At 61.5% G+C, this 16,342-nt stretch carries 16 protein-coding genes; 10 read left to right on the forward strand and 6 right to left on the reverse strand.

Annotated elements, in window-relative coordinates; all coding sequences use genetic code 11:
* The first annotated feature begins 44 nt into the window (after nt 1–44).
* From xseA to WH87_RS14280, 3 genes are read left to right on the forward strand one after another with little or no spacing between them, the layout of a single operon-like run.
* Complete coding sequence (xseA, locus tag WH87_RS14270; protein WP_046138828.1) at nt 45–1,658, forward strand: exodeoxyribonuclease VII large subunit; 1,614 nt, start codon at nt 45–47, stop codon at nt 1,656–1,658.
* A 49-nt stretch (nt 1,659–1,707) separates the two neighbouring features.
* Nucleotides 1,708–1,929 carry a DUF2093 domain-containing protein gene (locus tag WH87_RS14275; RefSeq protein WP_046138829.1) on the forward strand — a complete coding sequence of 74 codons (222 nt, stop codon included), beginning with the start codon at nt 1,708–1,710 and terminating at the stop codon, nt 1,927–1,929.
* Nucleotides 1,929–3,077: a glycosyltransferase family protein gene (locus WH87_RS14280; protein ID WP_046138830.1), complete on the forward strand. Its 1,149-nt coding sequence runs from the start codon at nt 1,929–1,931 to the stop codon at nt 3,075–3,077. Before WH87_RS14275 ends, WH87_RS14280 begins: the two co-directional genes overlap by 1 nt.
* 309 nt (nt 3,078–3,386) lie before the next feature.
* On the opposite strand, the gene WH87_RS14285 is transcribed toward WH87_RS14280, so the two are convergent.
* The gene (locus WH87_RS14285) at nt 3,387–3,632 is read right to left on the reverse strand and encodes a DUF4170 domain-containing protein (protein ID WP_046138831.1); all 246 of its coding nucleotides are present in this window, start codon (nt 3,630–3,632) and stop codon (nt 3,387–3,389) included.
* A gap of 4 nt (nt 3,633–3,636) precedes the next feature.
* Nucleotides 3,637–4,488 (reverse strand): 3'(2'),5'-bisphosphate nucleotidase CysQ, encoded by an 852-nt coding sequence (locus WH87_RS14290; protein WP_046138832.1) that lies wholly within the window; start codon nt 4,486–4,488, stop codon nt 3,637–3,639.
* Between the two features lie 387 nt (nt 4,489–4,875).
* Here WH87_RS14290 and WH87_RS14295 point away from each other — a divergent pair, with 387 nt between their 5' ends.
* Entirely contained in the window at nt 4,876–5,391 is a 516-nt protein-coding gene (locus WH87_RS14295; RefSeq protein ID WP_046138833.1) for a DUF6101 family protein, read from the forward strand.
* A gap of 333 nt (nt 5,392–5,724) precedes the next feature.
* Here the strand turns inward: WH87_RS14295 and ubiA are convergent, their stop codons facing one another.
* A complete protein-coding gene (gene ubiA, locus WH87_RS14300) occupies nt 5,725–6,669 on the reverse strand; it encodes a 4-hydroxybenzoate octaprenyltransferase (RefSeq protein ID WP_046138834.1) in 945 nt (314 codons plus the stop codon).
* A gap of 157 nt (nt 6,670–6,826) precedes the next feature.
* On the opposite strand from ubiA, the gene WH87_RS14305 reads away from it, so the two are divergent.
* Nucleotides 6,827–7,576 carry a 16S rRNA (uracil(1498)-N(3))-methyltransferase gene (locus WH87_RS14305; RefSeq protein WP_046138835.1) on the forward strand — a complete coding sequence of 250 codons (750 nt, stop codon included), beginning with the start codon at nt 6,827–6,829 and terminating at the stop codon, nt 7,574–7,576.
* 72 nt (nt 7,577–7,648) lie between these two features.
* Nucleotides 7,649–9,019: a glutamate--cysteine ligase gene (locus tag WH87_RS14310; RefSeq protein ID WP_046138836.1), complete on the forward strand. Its 1,371-nt coding sequence runs from the start codon at nt 7,649–7,651 to the stop codon at nt 9,017–9,019.
* 218 nt (nt 9,020–9,237) lie between these two features.
* On the opposite strand, the gene WH87_RS14315 is transcribed toward WH87_RS14310, so the two are convergent.
* A complete protein-coding gene (locus WH87_RS14315; RefSeq protein WP_046138837.1) occupies nt 9,238–10,023 on the reverse strand; it encodes a phytanoyl-CoA dioxygenase family protein in 786 nt (261 codons plus the stop codon).
* Between the two features lie 396 nt (nt 10,024–10,419).
* Entirely contained in the window at nt 10,420–11,262 is an 843-nt protein-coding gene (locus tag WH87_RS14320; protein ID WP_046138838.1) for an NAD(P)H-binding protein, read from the reverse strand.
* Nucleotides 11,263–11,660: 398 nt separating this feature from the next.
* Here WH87_RS14320 and purD point away from each other — a divergent pair, with 398 nt between their 5' ends.
* From purD to WH87_RS14340, 4 genes are read left to right on the forward strand one after another with little or no spacing between them, the layout of a single operon-like run.
* Nucleotides 11,661–12,941, forward strand: a complete 1,281-nt coding sequence (purD, locus tag WH87_RS14325) for a phosphoribosylamine--glycine ligase (RefSeq protein WP_046138839.1) — start codon at nt 11,661–11,663, stop codon at nt 12,939–12,941.
* Nucleotides 12,910–13,956, forward strand: a complete 1,047-nt coding sequence (locus WH87_RS14330) for a patatin-like phospholipase family protein (protein ID WP_156458241.1) — start codon at nt 12,910–12,912, stop codon at nt 13,954–13,956. The genes purD and WH87_RS14330 overlap by 32 nt, the downstream gene beginning before the upstream one ends.
* 51 nt (nt 13,957–14,007) lie before the next feature.
* The gene (locus tag WH87_RS14335; RefSeq protein WP_046138841.1) at nt 14,008–14,397 is read left to right on the forward strand and encodes a VOC family protein; all 390 of its coding nucleotides are present in this window, start codon (nt 14,008–14,010) and stop codon (nt 14,395–14,397) included.
* Nucleotides 14,397–14,738, forward strand: a complete 342-nt coding sequence (locus WH87_RS14340) for a DUF1801 domain-containing protein (protein WP_046138842.1) — start codon at nt 14,397–14,399, stop codon at nt 14,736–14,738. Before WH87_RS14335 ends, WH87_RS14340 begins: the two co-directional genes overlap by 1 nt.
* A 170-nt stretch (nt 14,739–14,908) precedes the next feature.
* On the opposite strand, the gene fabV is transcribed toward WH87_RS14340, so the two are convergent.
* On the reverse strand, nt 14,909–16,075 hold the full coding sequence (gene fabV / locus WH87_RS14345; protein WP_046138843.1) for an enoyl-ACP reductase FabV: 1,167 nt from the start codon (nt 16,073–16,075) through the stop codon (nt 14,909–14,911).
* Between the last annotated feature and the right edge of the window lie 267 nt (nt 16,076–16,342).

Genomic DNA, 16,342 nt, shown 5'->3' on the forward strand with positions numbered 1-16,342 from the left:
CTCCACCCCTTGACCTCCCCCGCCAAATCCCCCACCAGAGTGTCATGTCCGACGCCATGACCAACGCCGCAGAATTTACCGTCAGCGAGATCGCCCAGGCGGTCAAACGCACTGTGGAAGATGAGTTCGGCCATGTGCGGGTGCGCGGGGAAATTTCGGGCTTTCGGGGCCAGCATTCCTCGGGTCACGCCTATTTCACCCTCAAGGACGAAAACGCCTCCATCGACGCCGTCGTGTGGAAGGGCAATTGGGCGCGGCTGACCTTCAAGCCTGAAGAAGGCCTCGAAGTCATTGCCACCGGGCGGCTCACCACCTTCCCGCGGTCGAGCAAGTATCAGATCGTCATCGACAATATCGAACCGGCAGGCGCCGGCGCCTTGATGGCGCTGCTTGAGGAGCGACGCCGCAAGCTGATGGCCGAAGGCCTGTTCGAGCGGGACCGCAAGCAAGCCCTGCCCTATCTGCCGCGCGTCATCGGCGTCATCACCTCGCCCACCGGCGCGGTCATTCGCGATATTCTTCATCGCCTCGCCGATCGCTTCCCCAGCCATGTGCTGGTCTGGCCGGTCCGCGTGCAGGGCGACACCTGCGCGCCCGAAGTCGTCAACGCCATTGAGGGCTTCAACGCCCTCCTGCCCGACGGCAAGATCCCGCGTCCGGACCTGTTGATCGTCGCGCGCGGCGGTGGCTCGATTGAAGACCTTTGGGGCTTTAACGAGGAATCCGTCGTCCGTGCCGTCGCTGCCAGCGGCATTCCGATCATCTCCGCCGTCGGCCACGAAACCGATACGACGCTGATCGACTATGTCTCGGACATGCGTGCGCCAACGCCAACCGCCGCCGCCGAGGCCGCCGTGCCCGTCCGCGCCGAGCTTGTCGGCTATGTCGACGATCTTGGCAGCCGCCAGCGTCAGGCTGCACGCCGGATGTCCAGCACGGCCCGTGATCGCCTGCGCGCCGCCGCCGCCGGCCTGCCGCGTCCGAACGATCTGGTCGCCACCCAACGCCAGCGGCTCGATCATGCCGCCAGCAATCTCTTCACTGGCCTCCGCCATTCCGTGCAGGACCGCCGCGTTGCCTTTTCGCGCATCGAGTCCAAACTCAGTCCGCGCGTTCTGCTCAGTCAGCGCCAGGAAGTGGCCGAACGCCTCAAGAACCTGTCGCTGCGCGCCGAAGCAGGGCTGCGCAAATCGGTCGATCGCACGCGCCTGACTTACGATCCGCGCGCCGAGCGCCTGGCTGCAGCTGCACAACGCCTGGTTGAGCGGAAGCGCTCGCTGTTCGAGACCATTGCACCCAAGCTGTCTGCCACAGCGCTACAAACCGATCTGGTCCATGCCCAAATCCGCCTGGCCCCGCTGGCAGCGCGTCTGATGGCTGGCATTGCACAAAACCTCACTGATCGTCGCTCCGCGCTCAACCAGTCTGGCAAGCTGCTGGCCTCGCTCAGCTACAAGAGTGTGCTGGCGCGCGGCTATGCCGTCATCAAGGACGATGCGGGCAATCTGGTGCATGAACGCGCGGCGCTGTCGCCCGGTGACGGCATTGTTATCGAGTTCGCCGATGGCGAAGTCGGCGCAACCGTTGCCGGCAGCCCGGTTATCAAGAAAAAACCACGTCCGCCTTCTGGTGGGGGCACACAGGAAAGCCTCTTTTGAGGTACGTGAATGAAGGCTATATCAGTGGCCAGATTGAAGGACGGTCGTGATGAACATCTTCGATAAGGGGTTCTCCCCCACTGAGGCGGTGATCCGCTACATGGACGGCGATTACGTCGTGCTCAAGCCCGGCAGTTTTGTGCGCTGCGCGATTACCGGCAAGCCCATTCCGCTCGATGAGCTGTTCTATTGGAACGTCGATCGGCAGGAGGCCTACCTCGATGCGGTGACGGCCAATACTGCCTTCGAGCGCTTCGGCCTCGGAGCCTGATGGTGGCGGAAGCGTCAGTCCGCCGTCGTTTTCTCTTTATTTCCAACGGTCACGGTGAAGACTGGATAGCGGCAGCAATCGCTGCGCAGCTGCCCAAGTCCATCGAGGTCGACGCCTATCCCATGATCGGCGCCGGCAATGCCTATGCCGGGGTCTGCCCCATTGTTGGCCCCCGCGCCACGTTGGCCTCCGAAGGCTGGCGCAACGTCAAGGGATCGCTGCGCCGCGACCTCACCAGTGGCGGCCTTGCCACCGTGCCACCTGCGCTGCAATTCCTGCGCAAGATGCTCGGCCAGTATGATCGCATTGTCGTGGTTGGCGATATGGTCGGGGTCTTTGCCTGCCTCGCCACCGGCCATCGCGGCATTTTCTACCTCGACGTCTACAAAACCGGCGCCGCCCGGCTCTATTCCAGCCCCGAACGCTGGGCCATCAAAAAGACCTGCCAGACCGTGTTCTGTCGCAGTGACAGCCTTGCCCGCACGCTCGAACATATCGGTGTCGATGCCCGCTCGGCTGGCAATGTGATGATGGATACCATTCCGCGCGGCGAATACGACGCCCGCGCCCGCCGCACCCGGCCTCTGGCCGTCACGCTCCTGCCCGGCAGCCGCGCCCTGACCGCCGAAAGTTTCGGCCTTCAGGTCTCGGCCCTGCGCAGCCTGACGAAGGATCAGCGCCCGGACGTGTTCCTGGCCGTTGCCGGCAGCATCAATGTGGAAGAGCTGGCCCGCCAGACAGGCTTGCGCCGCACCACCATGCTCAGCGCCGAGCCTGCAGATCTGGGCGAGCTGTCAGATGGTGATCTGACTATTCATATGGCGCGCGGCAGTGCCATGGGCAATCTGCTCGACGTATCCGACGTGGTGATGTCACAGGCGGGCACGGCCACGGTTCAGGCGCTCGGCCTCGGCAAGCCGGTCATCACCTTCATCAATCCCCGCGACCGCCGCTCGCGCTTCACCGACGAGCAAATGCTGTTCGGCGAAGCCCGCACCGTCGTTCCCGCCGAAGTCCCGGCGATCAGCACGGCGCTCAAGCACCTGCTCAGTGATGAAGAAGACCGCCGCCGCCTCGCCAATATCGGCCGCCAACGCATCGGCGGCCCCGGCGCCATGCAGGCGATTTTGGACGCTCTGGAGAACTAGGGGCACCGGACTTGTCGAAAGACGAGGTAGCGCGGAGTTTGCCACCCCCACCGCGTCACCCCGGCCTTGAGCCGGGGTCTCCCTTACATCCCCAGAGGGATTCCCGCTTTCGCGGGAATGACGCCAAGTGGGGTATTCGCCATGGGGACTAAACTATCGCTCTGCCCCTAAACCACCCCACCCACCGGCGCTGCCCTCGGACTCGATCCGAGGGTCACTATCAGCGCGGCACATATGGAAAACGGCCCTCGGATCAAGTCCGAGGGCAGCACGATGTTTGGTCAAACAGCCGAAACGGCTGGACCCGAGTTACTTCGTATCCTGCTCGGGGTTCAGCAGGCGGTGCAGATGGACGATGAAATAGCGCGTCTGCGCGCTGTCCACGGTCATCTGGGCCTTTTGCTTCCACACCGTGTAGGCGCTGGCATAGTTGGGATAGAGGCCGACGATGTCGACCTTGTCGAGATCGTTGAAGGTGACGCCCTCAAGGCTGGACAACTCGCCGCCGATCACCAGGTGAAGGAGTTGCTTGCTTGGGTCTTCTTTTGCGCTCATCGGGTCATATCCGTTCATCGGGAGAAGCCTGGTCGGCAGCGATCTCGTCATCAGCCGGACAGCCATAGACTTTGATCAATGCCGCATGGACGAGCGGTTTTAGGCTCATGTCGCTCAAGGCCGCAAGCGCCCCGTGGCGCACATCTCGTCTGTTAAAACGAGGGAACCCCGAGCACACGTCGGAAAAGGCGATACCCGCCTCGTCCAAAATCAGCGCCGCCGCTGCAATATCCCAGTCCTGGCTACCGCGCCGCGCCACCGCTGCATCGAGCTTGCCCGTCGCCACCTGCACCAGCCGATAGGCCAGCGAGGGATAGGCGGGCCCGCGAGTATAATGAAGACCGGCCGCCTGCATTTCCTGATGCACAGCGCCCGGCGCCGGGATCAGTGGCGGCGCGCCCGCCCGACGGTGGCGCACCAGCGCCTTGCCGTTAAGCCGTGCGCCCTCGCCTTTGACCGCATCATAAAGCTCGTCGCGGATCGGCGCATAAACCACGCCTGCCACCGGCACGCCGTTTTCCACCACCGCTATAGAGACGCTCCAGCTATCCTCGCCGCGGAGAAACCCGCGCGTGCCGTCGATCGGGTCGACCACAAACACACGCTCGCAATCGAGCCGAGATGGATTGTCTGCGGTCTCCTCGCTCAGCCAGCCATAGTCGGGCCGCGCGGCGAGCAGCGATGAGGCAAGATAGCGATCGACAAGAATGTCGGCTTCGGTAACAGGCGACGCGTTTTCCTTATTCCAGGTTTTCACCTCGCGACGGAAAAACCCGCTGGCGATGATCCCCGCTGCCACCGCCGAAGAGCGGAGCAGTTCGAGATCGTCGGAATAAGTGGTCGGCACAGCTATCATGGACCCGGCTTGTAGGCGCGCCGGGCCTTTAGGACAAGGCGGGGCGCTAAGACAAATTATGCCAATTTCGCGAGGGACGAATTTTCTTTCGACACCAGAAGCGCCCTGTCGGCGACCGACGTTCTCTGCCCCCGGGCCAGCGTTCCGCAGCGCCATTTTGCGTTACCTCCTGAGGCACAAGGGTTTTGTCCAAAGGCGCTGGTTAACGCCCTCCCAGCGGGCGCGGTTAATCGGTTCCTACCCTATGCAAGACCCTGCTAACCCTCTCCGAAAACAAGATAAACTTAACCGAACCGATTAAGGAGCCAGGTAATCCGACGCGCTATGTTGGCCTCATAAGCAGAGCAAAAAAACAAGCTCTCGAAGTTGACAGGAAGGCAGATCACAATGGTTCATGGCGTCGCGATGGAAGGCTCATCAGTCGTTTTGGCGTTCGGCAAGCCCGCATTGGCGGAGCGCCGTTTCGTGGCTGCGAACGACAATGGTCCCAAGGACCCGGTTAAGACCGTCACGGTGCGCCGCCAGCTCGATCAGAGCGGCGTGGCCATCAAGATCAAGGTCCCGGTGACAGAATTTATCGGTGTGGCCGTGGCTACTTCGATCTCGGAAGACGGCCTGCTGACCAGCAGCATCGAGCTGGTACATTCCGATTACGAACTGAATTATCGCGTCTTCGAAGAAGAGGGCAATCACAACGTCGTCGCCGAATGGCAGAACTGGGGCAAGAAGCTCCGTCTCCCGCTGTTCATCAAGGCCGGCGATGGCGCCTACATGCCCTATAGCCAGCACGTTGATGGCGTCATGGTCGGCAACACCGCATCGCGCCGCAAGCTGGTCGCCGAAGCCTCGCGCCGCCCCCGCTTCCTCAATCGCCGCCAGCCGGGCCAGCCCGAGGCGATCTAAAAGTTTTTGCTTGCCTCCAAAGCACGTTGATAGGGTTGACCAGTGGTGCGGTCGGCCCTTTTGACGTTTTGGGGGGCGTTGCCTCCCCGCTCCCTCCATCGTCACCCTCGGGCCTGATGACCCGAGGATTCTTGCAGCAAGTGTAAAGCACTCGGGTCAAGCCCGAGGGTGACAGCGCGGTGGTTGTGATCGGTTGGAAGAAGACCCCCTCCCAACCTCCCCCTGAACAGGGGGAGGAGCAGTCCCGTGCATAGGCACAATCCCGCCCAAGGGTGGCGGCGGATTCCTCCCCCTATCAGGGGGAGGCTAGGTGGGGGTATCCCCTAAAGAAACCTACCAGACCCACTCCGCCAGCAGCGCCAGCACCAGCGCTATCCCGACATAGTGGTTGGCCTTGAACCGCAGCAGGGCATTGCCCGGCTTGTCGACATCGAGCGTCCAAACCTGCCAGGCCAGAATGCCCGCCGCCACTAGCGAGAACAGCGCGAAGATAATCCCGCCGCCTGCCACCGTCCCCGCTGCCAGCCACAGCACATAGGCCCCGGCATAAAAGCCCGAAACGATCACCCGCGCATGGTCGCCAAACAGGCGCGCCGTGGATTTCACGCCGATCAGCGCGTCGTCCTCGATGTCCTGCAGCGCATAAATGGTGTCATAGCCGATCACCCAGAGGATCGTGCCGAGATAGGCCAGCAGCGCGGGCATGGCGATGCCACCGGTCTGGCTGCTCCAGCCCACCAGCGCGCCATAGGAAAAGGCCAGCCCCAGGAAGGCCTGCGGCCACCAGGTCACGCGCTTCATGAAGGGATAGATCGCCACCAGCACCAGCGAGGCGACGCCCGCCCAGACGGTGAAGCGATTGAACTGGAACAAAATCACCGATCCCAGCAGCGCCTGCGCCACCAGAAACGCCAAGGCATCGCGCGAGGTCACCTGCCCCGATGGAATTGGCCGCGAGCGGGTGCGCGCGACTTTCATGTCGATGTCGCGGTCCACAATGTCGTTAAAGGTGCAGCCGGCGCCACGCATCAGCAGCGCCCCGAAAAACATAAGAATGGCGGCGATCCAGTCAAAACCGAGCAGCGGATTGGCCACAGCGGCCAGCCCCAGTCCCCAGGTGCACGGCCAAAACAGCAGCCAGATGCCGATGGGCCGGTCCCAGCGCGCCAGCCGCGCATAAGGTTTCAGCCAATCGGGCGCATAACGATCCACCCAATTGCCCGATTGGGCGTCCGCGACGGTGCCGGGTGTGGGATGATTTTGCTCAGGATTGCTCATTGCAGCTCTCGACACTGTGCCACGACCTCGCCCTTCGACACGCTCAGGATGAGGTCTGTTGCTAACTTTGTTACGGGTCTACTGCGTTCGCCGCGTTTAGAGTAGACCTCATGGTGAGCTTGTCGAACCACGAGGTCGTGGCATCTGCCACTTTGCCATGCCCCGAACCCACGCTGCCCTGCCCCGTCTTCATGTCGAACCCGATCTTGCCGCCAATGCCCAGCTGACGCTTGGCAAGGAGCAATCGCTTTATCTTGCCGCCGTGCTGCGCAAGAACGTCGACGACGAGGTGGTGCTGTTCAACGGTCGCGACGGCGCGTGGCGCGCGCGCATTACCAGCGATTCCAAAAAATCGGTTGGGCTGGAGCTGGTCGAACAGATCGCTCCGCAATCGCCTTCGTCCGATCTTTGGTATGGCTTTGCCCCGCTCAAGACCGAGCGCCTCGACTATGTGATCCAGAAGGCCACCGAGATGGGTGTCAGCACCATCCAGCCGGTGATCACCCGCTACACCCAGGTCGCCCGACTCAAGCATGAGCGCCTTGTGGCCAACGCCATTGAAGCGGCCGAGCAGTGCGAAGTGCTCAATGTTCCCGCCGTTCCAACGGAAATCAGTCTTGATCGCCTGCTCGACAGCTGGACGACCGAGCAGGGCAATCGCAAACTCATTCTGGCCGATGAGGGTGAGAACGTCAGCTCCCCCGTTGAAGCCATTGCTGCCCTGCGCGGAACACCTGTGGGTATTTTGATCGGCCCCGAGGGTGGATTTTCCGATCAAGAGCGGGCAAAACTGCGGGCGCAACCCTTTGTGGTACCAGTGAGTTTGGGTCCACGTATTCTGCGCGCAGATACGGCCGCGGTTGCCGCGCTGGCAGTCATTCAGGCTATCATCGGTGATTGGCGATAAAAGCCGATTGCTTTCCGGCTTGCGGTCGTTATGTTCGCGCCCCACGATTGACCCCTCAGCTACGAGGACTTGATGGCCGGTGCCGACAACTATTCGCCCCTGATCGAATCGCGGGCCGACCTTATTGACGCCATGGCGCGCGGGGCTAAGCCCGAGAGCGAATGGCGCATTGGCACTGAGCACGAAAAGCACGTGTTCCACACCAATCCGCTGCGCCCGGTCACCTATGAAGGTCCAAACGGGATTCATGCGCTGCTCGATGGCATCGCCGCAGAAACCGGCTGGCACCCCTTCTACGATGGCGAAAACCCCATCGGCCTGCGCAATGATGCAGTCGCTGGCGGCATTTCGCTTGAACCAGGCGGGCAGTTCGAGCTCTCCGGCGCACCACAAATCGATCTTCACGCCAGCGCGGCCGAGCTGGCCGAGCATATGCGCATCACCAAAAAGGTCGCTGCGCCCCTCGATATCCACTTCCTTGGTCTTGGCGTCACCCCGCTGTGGTCGGTCGATGAAATCCCCGCCATGCCAAAGTCGCGCTATGGCATAATGAAGCCTTACATGGAAAAGGTCGGCACGCTCGGCACCTCCATGATGTTCCGCTCCTGCACGGTGCAGACCAATCTCGACTTCTCCAGCGAAGCCGACATGGTCAAAAAGCTGCGTGTCTCGGTGGCGCTGCAGCCGATTGCGACGGCCCTGTTTGCCAATTCGCCATTCTCCGAGGGCCGCGATTCCGGCTATCAGAGCTTCCGCAGCCATATCTGGCTGAACACCGACAATGCCCGCACCGGCATGCTCCCCTTCGCCTTCGATGAAGGCTTCGGGTTCGAGCAATATGCCGACTATGCGCTTGATGTGCCGATGTATTTCGTCATCCGTGACGGCGCCTATGTCAACGTCGCGGGCGAAAGCTTCCGGGCCTTCCTCAAGGGCGAGCTGCCTCAGCTGCCGGGCGAAAAGCCCACCGTCAAAGATTGGGAAGACCACCTCTCGACCATTTTCCCCGAAGTGCGCCTCAAGCAGTTCCTTGAAATGCGCGGCGCCGATATGGGCGACGAAAAATCGGTCACGGCGCTGTCGGCCTTCTGGACCGGCCTGCTCTATGACGAGATTTCGCTCGAGGCAGCCTATGAGATGATCAAGCCGTGGAGCCAGGACGAGCGCGAGCACATGCGTCGCGAAGTGCCGCGCCTCGGTCTCGAGACGCCGCATGATCGCTCCAATGTCTATGACATTGCCGCCCAGGCCGTCGGCATTGCCGAAGCCGGTCTCGTCCGCCGCAACCGCCTCAATGCGGCCGGCAAGGACGAAACCATCCACCTCGCCCCGCTCGAAGAAACCATCCGCCTCGCCAAATCCCCAGCCCAGCGCTGGCTGGACAAATTCCACGGCGAATGGAACGGCGATCTGACCAAGATCTTCAAAGAAGCCGAGATGTAGGCTGGGGGCATAGCCGCCGCCTCTTCCCACCTTGGGAAGCAGCCTCACCGATTGCCACCAACAAGCCCGAGCCGAGATCCTCTCTCGCCTCGGGCTTTTTGTCGGCCATGGGGGTGGAAAGCTATTGGCCGGCTTTCGGCGAATGGCCCTACTGGAGCGGACCCTCTCAGGCAGGCGAAGCCCGGAACGGTTACGTCCCGGGCCTTTGTCTCTTAGAGCTACATCCCAATGGCTCTACGGATTGCGACTTGTACGGCCGAGGGGGGTAGCGACGGGTCAAATTCGCCCTTCGGCAGAAGCGGAGGTTGGGCCATGAAACGAGGCTTACTCCCGCGATGCGGTTGCGCCGAGTGAACCAGGAATGGGTGGCAGAGGTACACCGTCCCGGCTTCCCCAGTAGCCAGCACTTCTTCGCAGTCGGCAGTCGATGCAAAACCGTCAGCGGCCAGTTCGCTTAGGGTGAGACCATCCACTCCTGCTGGCAGCAACTGCTTGGCGATAGCGCCGTGCGAGCCTTTCCTGATCATTGTCGGCGCGTCCAATTCCCCGACATCAGAGAACAAGAACAGCATCAGCAGGGCGCGGCCGCTGCTTTTCACGTTGACCCGCCATTGCATGAAGTCGGGATTGTCGGTGCCGAAGCTGGCGTCTACGTGCCATCCGGCATCACCCGGCTCGTTTGGCGAGGGAAAACGTACTGGGAAAGTCCCCAAACCATTAGGCTTCAACCATCGGCCTTCGCCGACGATGGCATCATAGGCTGCGTGCAAGAGCGGCGTGTTGGCCGCGTCCGAAAACGGCTTGCCCGTCATAAAACCTAAGCGGACAACAGGCCGAATCCACGTCTGTGGCGCGTCAAGGGAGAGCCCCATGGCGCTCCAAAGGAGGTCCCGCCCTTGTGAGGCAAGCCCGCCATCGAAGGCACCGTCGAGTTTGATATATCCGTAGTCGATGAACTGCGCGATCTGAGCCTGGCTCAGACCGGAATGAGAAGCTTCCGACATCCATAATGCTCCGCACGGCCCCCACGCGGGACGGGCCGTTATGATCTCAAAAGGCACCTCGGTGCCGCAACGACGTTGGTCGTCAGATCAGCGGAAAGAATGTGGACTTAAACATCATCATGACGCCTTTTTAACAGCCAGGTCGTTCCCTGGCAAGAATTTGGACAAGCGAACCCTAAAGTCAAAGAGAGCGACGTCTGCCTTTCAGAATGCTTCTTCAGTCAGCTTACGGCCGAAATAGGGTCCTGCGTTCCGGCAACTTAGGGGTGGCTAGCGGACTGGCAGGTTTCGGGTAGCTGCAAGCAAATAGCAGCCTTTTGAGTGTCGCGAATAAGCTGGTTGGCGCGGTGCGCTATCATCAAAAAGGGCCAGCCTGATGAAGGCCGGCCCAAATGCTCAAAGCGCTAGAACTGGTGGTTCGCGGCCAGTAAGTCTCTCAAAATCCTGAGACGCCGGTCCACCTGCGCCTCTCGCTAAACCGTCGTCTATCCAGGCAAGCATTGCGGCACTTTCTGGCGGAACCGATGCAGCTACCATGCGCTCCACAAGTGCTTCTTTTGAGACTTCAACGGGGGAGTATGAGCGGCCCCGACTAGTGCGGGCCAACTCCGCCAACTCCGGCATAGTGATGGCTTTGCGTCCAGTGATGTCGAGAGTACGCCTACCCGAAAATCCATCGGAAACGGCGAATGCTGCTGCGTCTGCACATTGTTGACGCGTCACATAGGCTACACCGCCTGCGCCCGCCGCATGGACGAAGCGACCATCATGGTCAGCACGTTCAAGAAATTGCCGTGCCAGATCGTCATAGAAGGCGTTCCGCAATATCGAGTAGCCAATGCTGCTCTCTTTGAGAATTGCCTCGGTCGTTGCGTGATCGGCAGTCATCAGCGAAAGCGGGCTGCTGTCTGCCTTTAAGAACGACGTATAGACGATGTGACTGACGCCTGCAGCAATTGCTGTATCTATTGCTGCGCGATGCTGACGGACACGTATGCCGTCAGGACCCATAGCGTTGGTGCTGATGAGGACAAGCCGGTCCACCCCAGCCATTGCCTGTTGAAGGCTCTCGACCTGATCGAAATCCGCGAACCGCGGCTCCAGACTACTGGAAATGCCTGCAAGTGCGTCGGGCGTCCGACTAAGCAACACGAGCGGCTGTTTGGTGATTGAGCGCAGCGACTGGAGCACCATGCGGCCCAGCTTTCCGCTAGCGCCGGAAATAGCAATTGATGTCATTTGAAAACTCTTCTGACGATATGGATACGACTGTGCACACCCCGCAACGCGGTGGCCTCACTGTCAGCGATCAGTCAGAAGAAAACTCTTGTCACAGTGGTCTTATCGAACAGCCTTCGCCGCAGGTCAAGATCACCTGACCAGTTGACCGGTTGCGGCCCCTCATGTCTGCTGTTGGGACCATCGATCTCCACCGGCTATGTCCGAAATGGGGTCGACACCGGCCATGGACCGAGGAAGGTCTTGACCGCCTCGGCATATGAGCTGAGCCTTGGCCCTTTGCTTTAAGCCTCTCACCGCGCCCTTGCTGTCTCCTCCCCCCATAGCGCAGACAAGAAAGAAACTTGCCTCCCCCCGCTATCTCGTGCATCACGCGGCCAACAGCGACGGAGGACGGCATGCGGGTTCTGGTGATCGGTTCGGGCGGGCGTGAACATGCCTTGGCGTGGAAAATCGCGCAGTCGCCGCTGCTCACCAAGTTGTTCATTGCGCCCGGCAATGGCGGCACCGGTGCGGTCGCCGAAAATGTCGTCATCGACATCACCGACCATCAGGCCGTCGTCAATTTCTGCAAGCTCATGGCCATCGACTTCGTCGTCGTCGGTCCCGATGCGCAGGTGGTGGCCGGGCTGGGTGATGACGTCAGAGCGGCTGGGATCACCTGCTTCTGTCCGTCCAAGGCCGCTGGCCAGCTCGAAGGCTCCAAGGGTTTTACCAAAGCCCTTTGCGACGAGATGAATATTCCCACCGCTGGGTATGGCCGCTTCGACAACGAGGCCGACGCTCTGGCCTATCTCTACACGCGTGGCGCGCCCATCGTGATCAAGGCCGATGGCCTGGCCGCCGGCAAGGGCGTCACCGTCGCCATGAATGTCGAGGATGCCGAAGAAGCCATTATCGATTGCTTTGCCGGGGCCTTTGGCGCCTCTGGCGCCGAAGTCGTCATCGAGGAATTCATGGAGGGCGAGGAAGTCAGCCTCTTCGTGCTCTGCGATGGCACCAACATTCTGCCCCTCACCACCGCGCAGGACCACAAGCGCGCCTTTGAGGGCGATACCGGTCCCAATACGGGCGGCATGGGCGCCTATTCCCCCGCCCCGGTGATGACCCTGGGGATTTATGAGGAAACCCTCGAGCGCGTTATCTGGCCAACAGTGCGGGGCCTCGCCGCGCGTGGCACCCCCTATCAGGGCGTGCTCTATGCCGGGCTGATGTTGACCGATCAGGGGCCAAAACTCGTCGAATATAATGCCCGCTTCGGCGATCCCGAGACGCAGGTGATGATGATGCGGATGGAAAGCGACCTGCTGCCACTACTGCACGCCGTCGCCACAGGTACGCTGGCGGACCATGACGTGCGCTGGAAAGACCAGTTTGCGCTCACCGTTATCATGGCGACCGAGGGCTACCCTGGCGCCTATGGCAAGGGCTCGGAGATCAAGGGCGCCGAAGGCATCGATTCCGACACGATTCATGTCTTTCATGCGGGAACGCGCCGCGACGGCAAGCGTTTACTTGCAGCAGGGGGCCGTGTCCTGAACGTAACAGCGCTCGGCAAAGATATTCGAGAGGCGCAAGAGCGTGCTTACGCAGGCGTGGACCAGATTGTTTGGCCAGAAGGCTTTTGCCGCCGGGACATCGGATGGCGTGAGCTTGCCCGCACAGCCCCGCGCGCCTGAACCATTCCTAAACCTTGCGGGCCTACCCTCCCCTAAGTCAGTCTTTGGCAAGGCGCCGTCCCATCTGCCGCTGACCCCGCTGCAGCTTCGCGGCAGGGCCGTGGTGCAGCGGATGCGCGCACAGGGCAAGGAGCGCGGTCAGTTGAGCGCGAGCGGAGGTCCACGGATCGGGGTAGCGCTGGGTGGCGGCTCGGCGCGCGGCCTGACCCATATTCCCTATATCGAGGCCATGGACGAGCTGGGCCTGCGCCCCGCGGTCATCTCCGGCACGTCCATTGGCGCGCTGATCGGGTCAGGCTGGGCAGCAGGCATGACCGGCAAGGAGCTGCGCGAGCACTCCTTTGAAGTGCTGGGCACCATGCGTGCCATCGCCACCAAGCTCTGGGCCTTCCAGGTGCGTGGCATTGGCGGCATTCTCAAAAACGGCATCTCGATGCAGCTCGATGCCATGAGTATGGTCGATGCGTTCACACCGGCCAATTTCCCGCTCGAGTTCAAGGATCTCAAGATCCCGCTCTATGTCGTGGCGACCGATTTCCAGTCCTGGCATCAGGTTGTGTTCAATTCCGGCCTGCTCCGCCCAGCCATTGCCGGCTCCATCGCCATTCCATCGCTGTTCAAGCCGGTGAGCTATGCCAATCACATTCTGGTCGATGGCGGCGTGGTCAATCCGCTGCCGCTCGATCAGGCCGATATCGGCACTGATTTTCTCATCGGCATCGACGTCAACGGCGATCCCTCGCAGGGCATTGCCAAGACCGATCACAAGCCGCTCGACATCTGGTTTGGCTCAGCGCAGATCATGATGCACTCGCTGACCGCCCACATGATGGCGGCCTATCCGCCTGACATTTACATCCGTCCGCATATCTCCAACTTCGGCGCACTGGAGTTCTGGCGTGTGCGCGAAATCGTAGCCCATGCCGAGCCGGAAAAAGAGCGCTTCAAGCGCATGCTGGCCGAAAAGATCGAGGCCTACATTCAGGGCAAAGTCCCTGTGATCGACAGCAACTAGCCCTCGACAGGCGCATGCCCGGAACATAGAAGGAACAAAAATGAGGTTCCCATGAAGTTCGGCTACACAATCGCCTATGTCGAAGACGTCGCTGCCTCGCTGGATTTTTTCAGCGCGGCGTTCGGCTTTCCTCTGCGTTTCATCTCGCCCGAGGCCGACTATGGCGAGCTCGACACCGGCGGCACAACGCTGGCCTTTGCCACTCACGCGCTGGCCGAAACCAATTTCGCCGGTGGCTATGAGGCCGTCGACAAGGCTGCAAAGCCGCTGGGCATCGAGCTTGGCTTCGTCACCGATGATGTTCCCGCCGCCCATGCCAAGGCCATCGCCGCTGGCGCCACAGAGCTCAGCGCTCCCAAGACCAAGCCCTGGGGCCAGGTTGTCTCCTACCTGCGCTGCCCCAATGGCGTGCTGGTCGAACTCTGCACGCCGGTCGGCTGATGACCGTCGCCGAACTGCTCGACCGCATTGGCGAGACCAGCCCCACGCACCACGCCATGGTGCTGGCGCTGCAAGCCATCGTCCACGCCAATGCGCCCGGCGCCGACGAGGCGGTGAAATACGGTGGCCTCTACTACGCCACCACCCGCCCCTTCGGCGGCATCTTCACCTATGCCGAGCACATCAGTCTCGAATTCACCCGCGGCGTCGAACTCGATGATCCCGCCGGTCTCCTGCGCGGCGAAGGCAAACACCGCCGCCACCTGCGCTTCACGACGCCGGACGATATCGACGCAGCGGTGATCGGGCCCTATGTGGCGCAGGCGTTCGGGCGGGCATAGCGCCACTGGAAACACCCATCAGACCTCATCCTGAGCTTGTCGAAGGACGAGGTCGTGGCACCTAAGGCTCCACTCGCTCGACCTCGTGGTTCGACGGGCTCACCATGAGGTCTTCCCCCAAACAAAAATCCCCGCTTTCGCGGGGATTTTCTTATTCAATCAAACGGCGCTCAGACCTCGCGGGGATCAACATCCGCGCTGTAGTCCACGCCGCCGATCCCAAAGCCGAACAGCTTGAGGAACTCCTGGCGATACTTGGGCAGATCGGCCAGCAGCGACAGGTTTTCGGTGTTGAGTTCAGCCCAGCGCTTCTTGAGCTCGGCCTGCATCGTCTCGGACAGCTCCCAGTCGTCAACGCGGATGCGGGCTGCGTCGTCGAGCGCGATATCGCCCTGCAGCTTGGCGCGGAACAGGCGGTCGATCTGCTGGATCGGGCCTTCGCCGAGGCCCATCTCGTCTTCGACCTTAATCAGCAGCGTGCCATAGAGCGGCACCACTGGAATGGCCGAGCTGGCCTGAGTGACCACGGCCTTGAGGGCAACGACGTGCGCTGCATGCTCGCCATGGGCGGCGCGAATGGCAGCGGCGGCGCGGTCGAGGTCAGCCTTGGCCATGCCCAGCGTGCCCTTGTGGTAGATTGGCCAGGTCAGCTCGCTACCGAGATAGGTGTAGTTGAGCGACTGGAAGCCATCGGCAAGCACACCGGCCTCCGACAGTGCCTTAATCCAGAGCTCCCAGTCTTCGCCGCCCATCACCTTGACGGTGGAGGCCATTTCTTCCTCGGAGGCAGGCTCGACGGAGATTTCGGAGACTTCGCCGGTGCCGGTATTGAGGGTCTTGGAGGTAACCGCCGCGCCATAAGGCTTGATCGCCGAGCGATAGGTCACGCCGTCCTTGGGGTCGGTGCGAACCGGAGAGGCCACGGAATAAACGATCAGATCGATCTGGCCGACGCTGCCACGGATGGCTTCGATGGCTTCGGCCTTGATGGCGTCCGAGAATGCGTCGCCTTCAACTGTGATCGCAACGCGACCGGCTGCCTTGGCGCGCTGCTCAAAGGCGCGGTTATTGTACCAGCCAGCCGAGGCGGTCTTGTTTTCTGCCGGTGGCTTTTCGAACGAGACGCCGATGGTATCGGCATCGCTGCCAAAGGTGGTGACGATGCGCGAGGCCAGGCCGTAGCCTGTCGAGCAACCCAGCACCAGCACGCGACGGCGCTCGGATGGGATCGGGCCCTTGACCACGACGTGGTCGATCTGCCGCTGAACATTGGTGGCGCAACCGACCGGATGGGCCGTCGTGCAAATGAAGCCGCGAATCTTGGGCTCAATAATCATGGGGTCTCTCCGATAATCTCTGACATTGGCAATAACCGCCCAAAACGTTTCCCGCTAGGGGCGTTTGTTGAACAGCAGCGCCGGGAGCCCTTCTGCCGGGCGTTACTGGTGGAATTGTGGACAGAGGGCAACCCACCACGTCATCCCCGCGAAAGCGGGGATCCCCCTTCGCACCGCAAGGGAGATTCCCGCTTTCGCGGGAATGACACCGTGTTCCGCCCCTACCCCCGCAACCCCGCAAAGAACGACTTCAGCAGCGCCTTGGGC

Origin of the sequence: Devosia epidermidihirudinis, from assembly GCF_000971295.1 — a bacterium.
In the GTDB taxonomy this organism is placed as follows: domain Bacteria; phylum Pseudomonadota; class Alphaproteobacteria; order Rhizobiales; family Devosiaceae; genus Devosia; species Devosia epidermidihirudinis.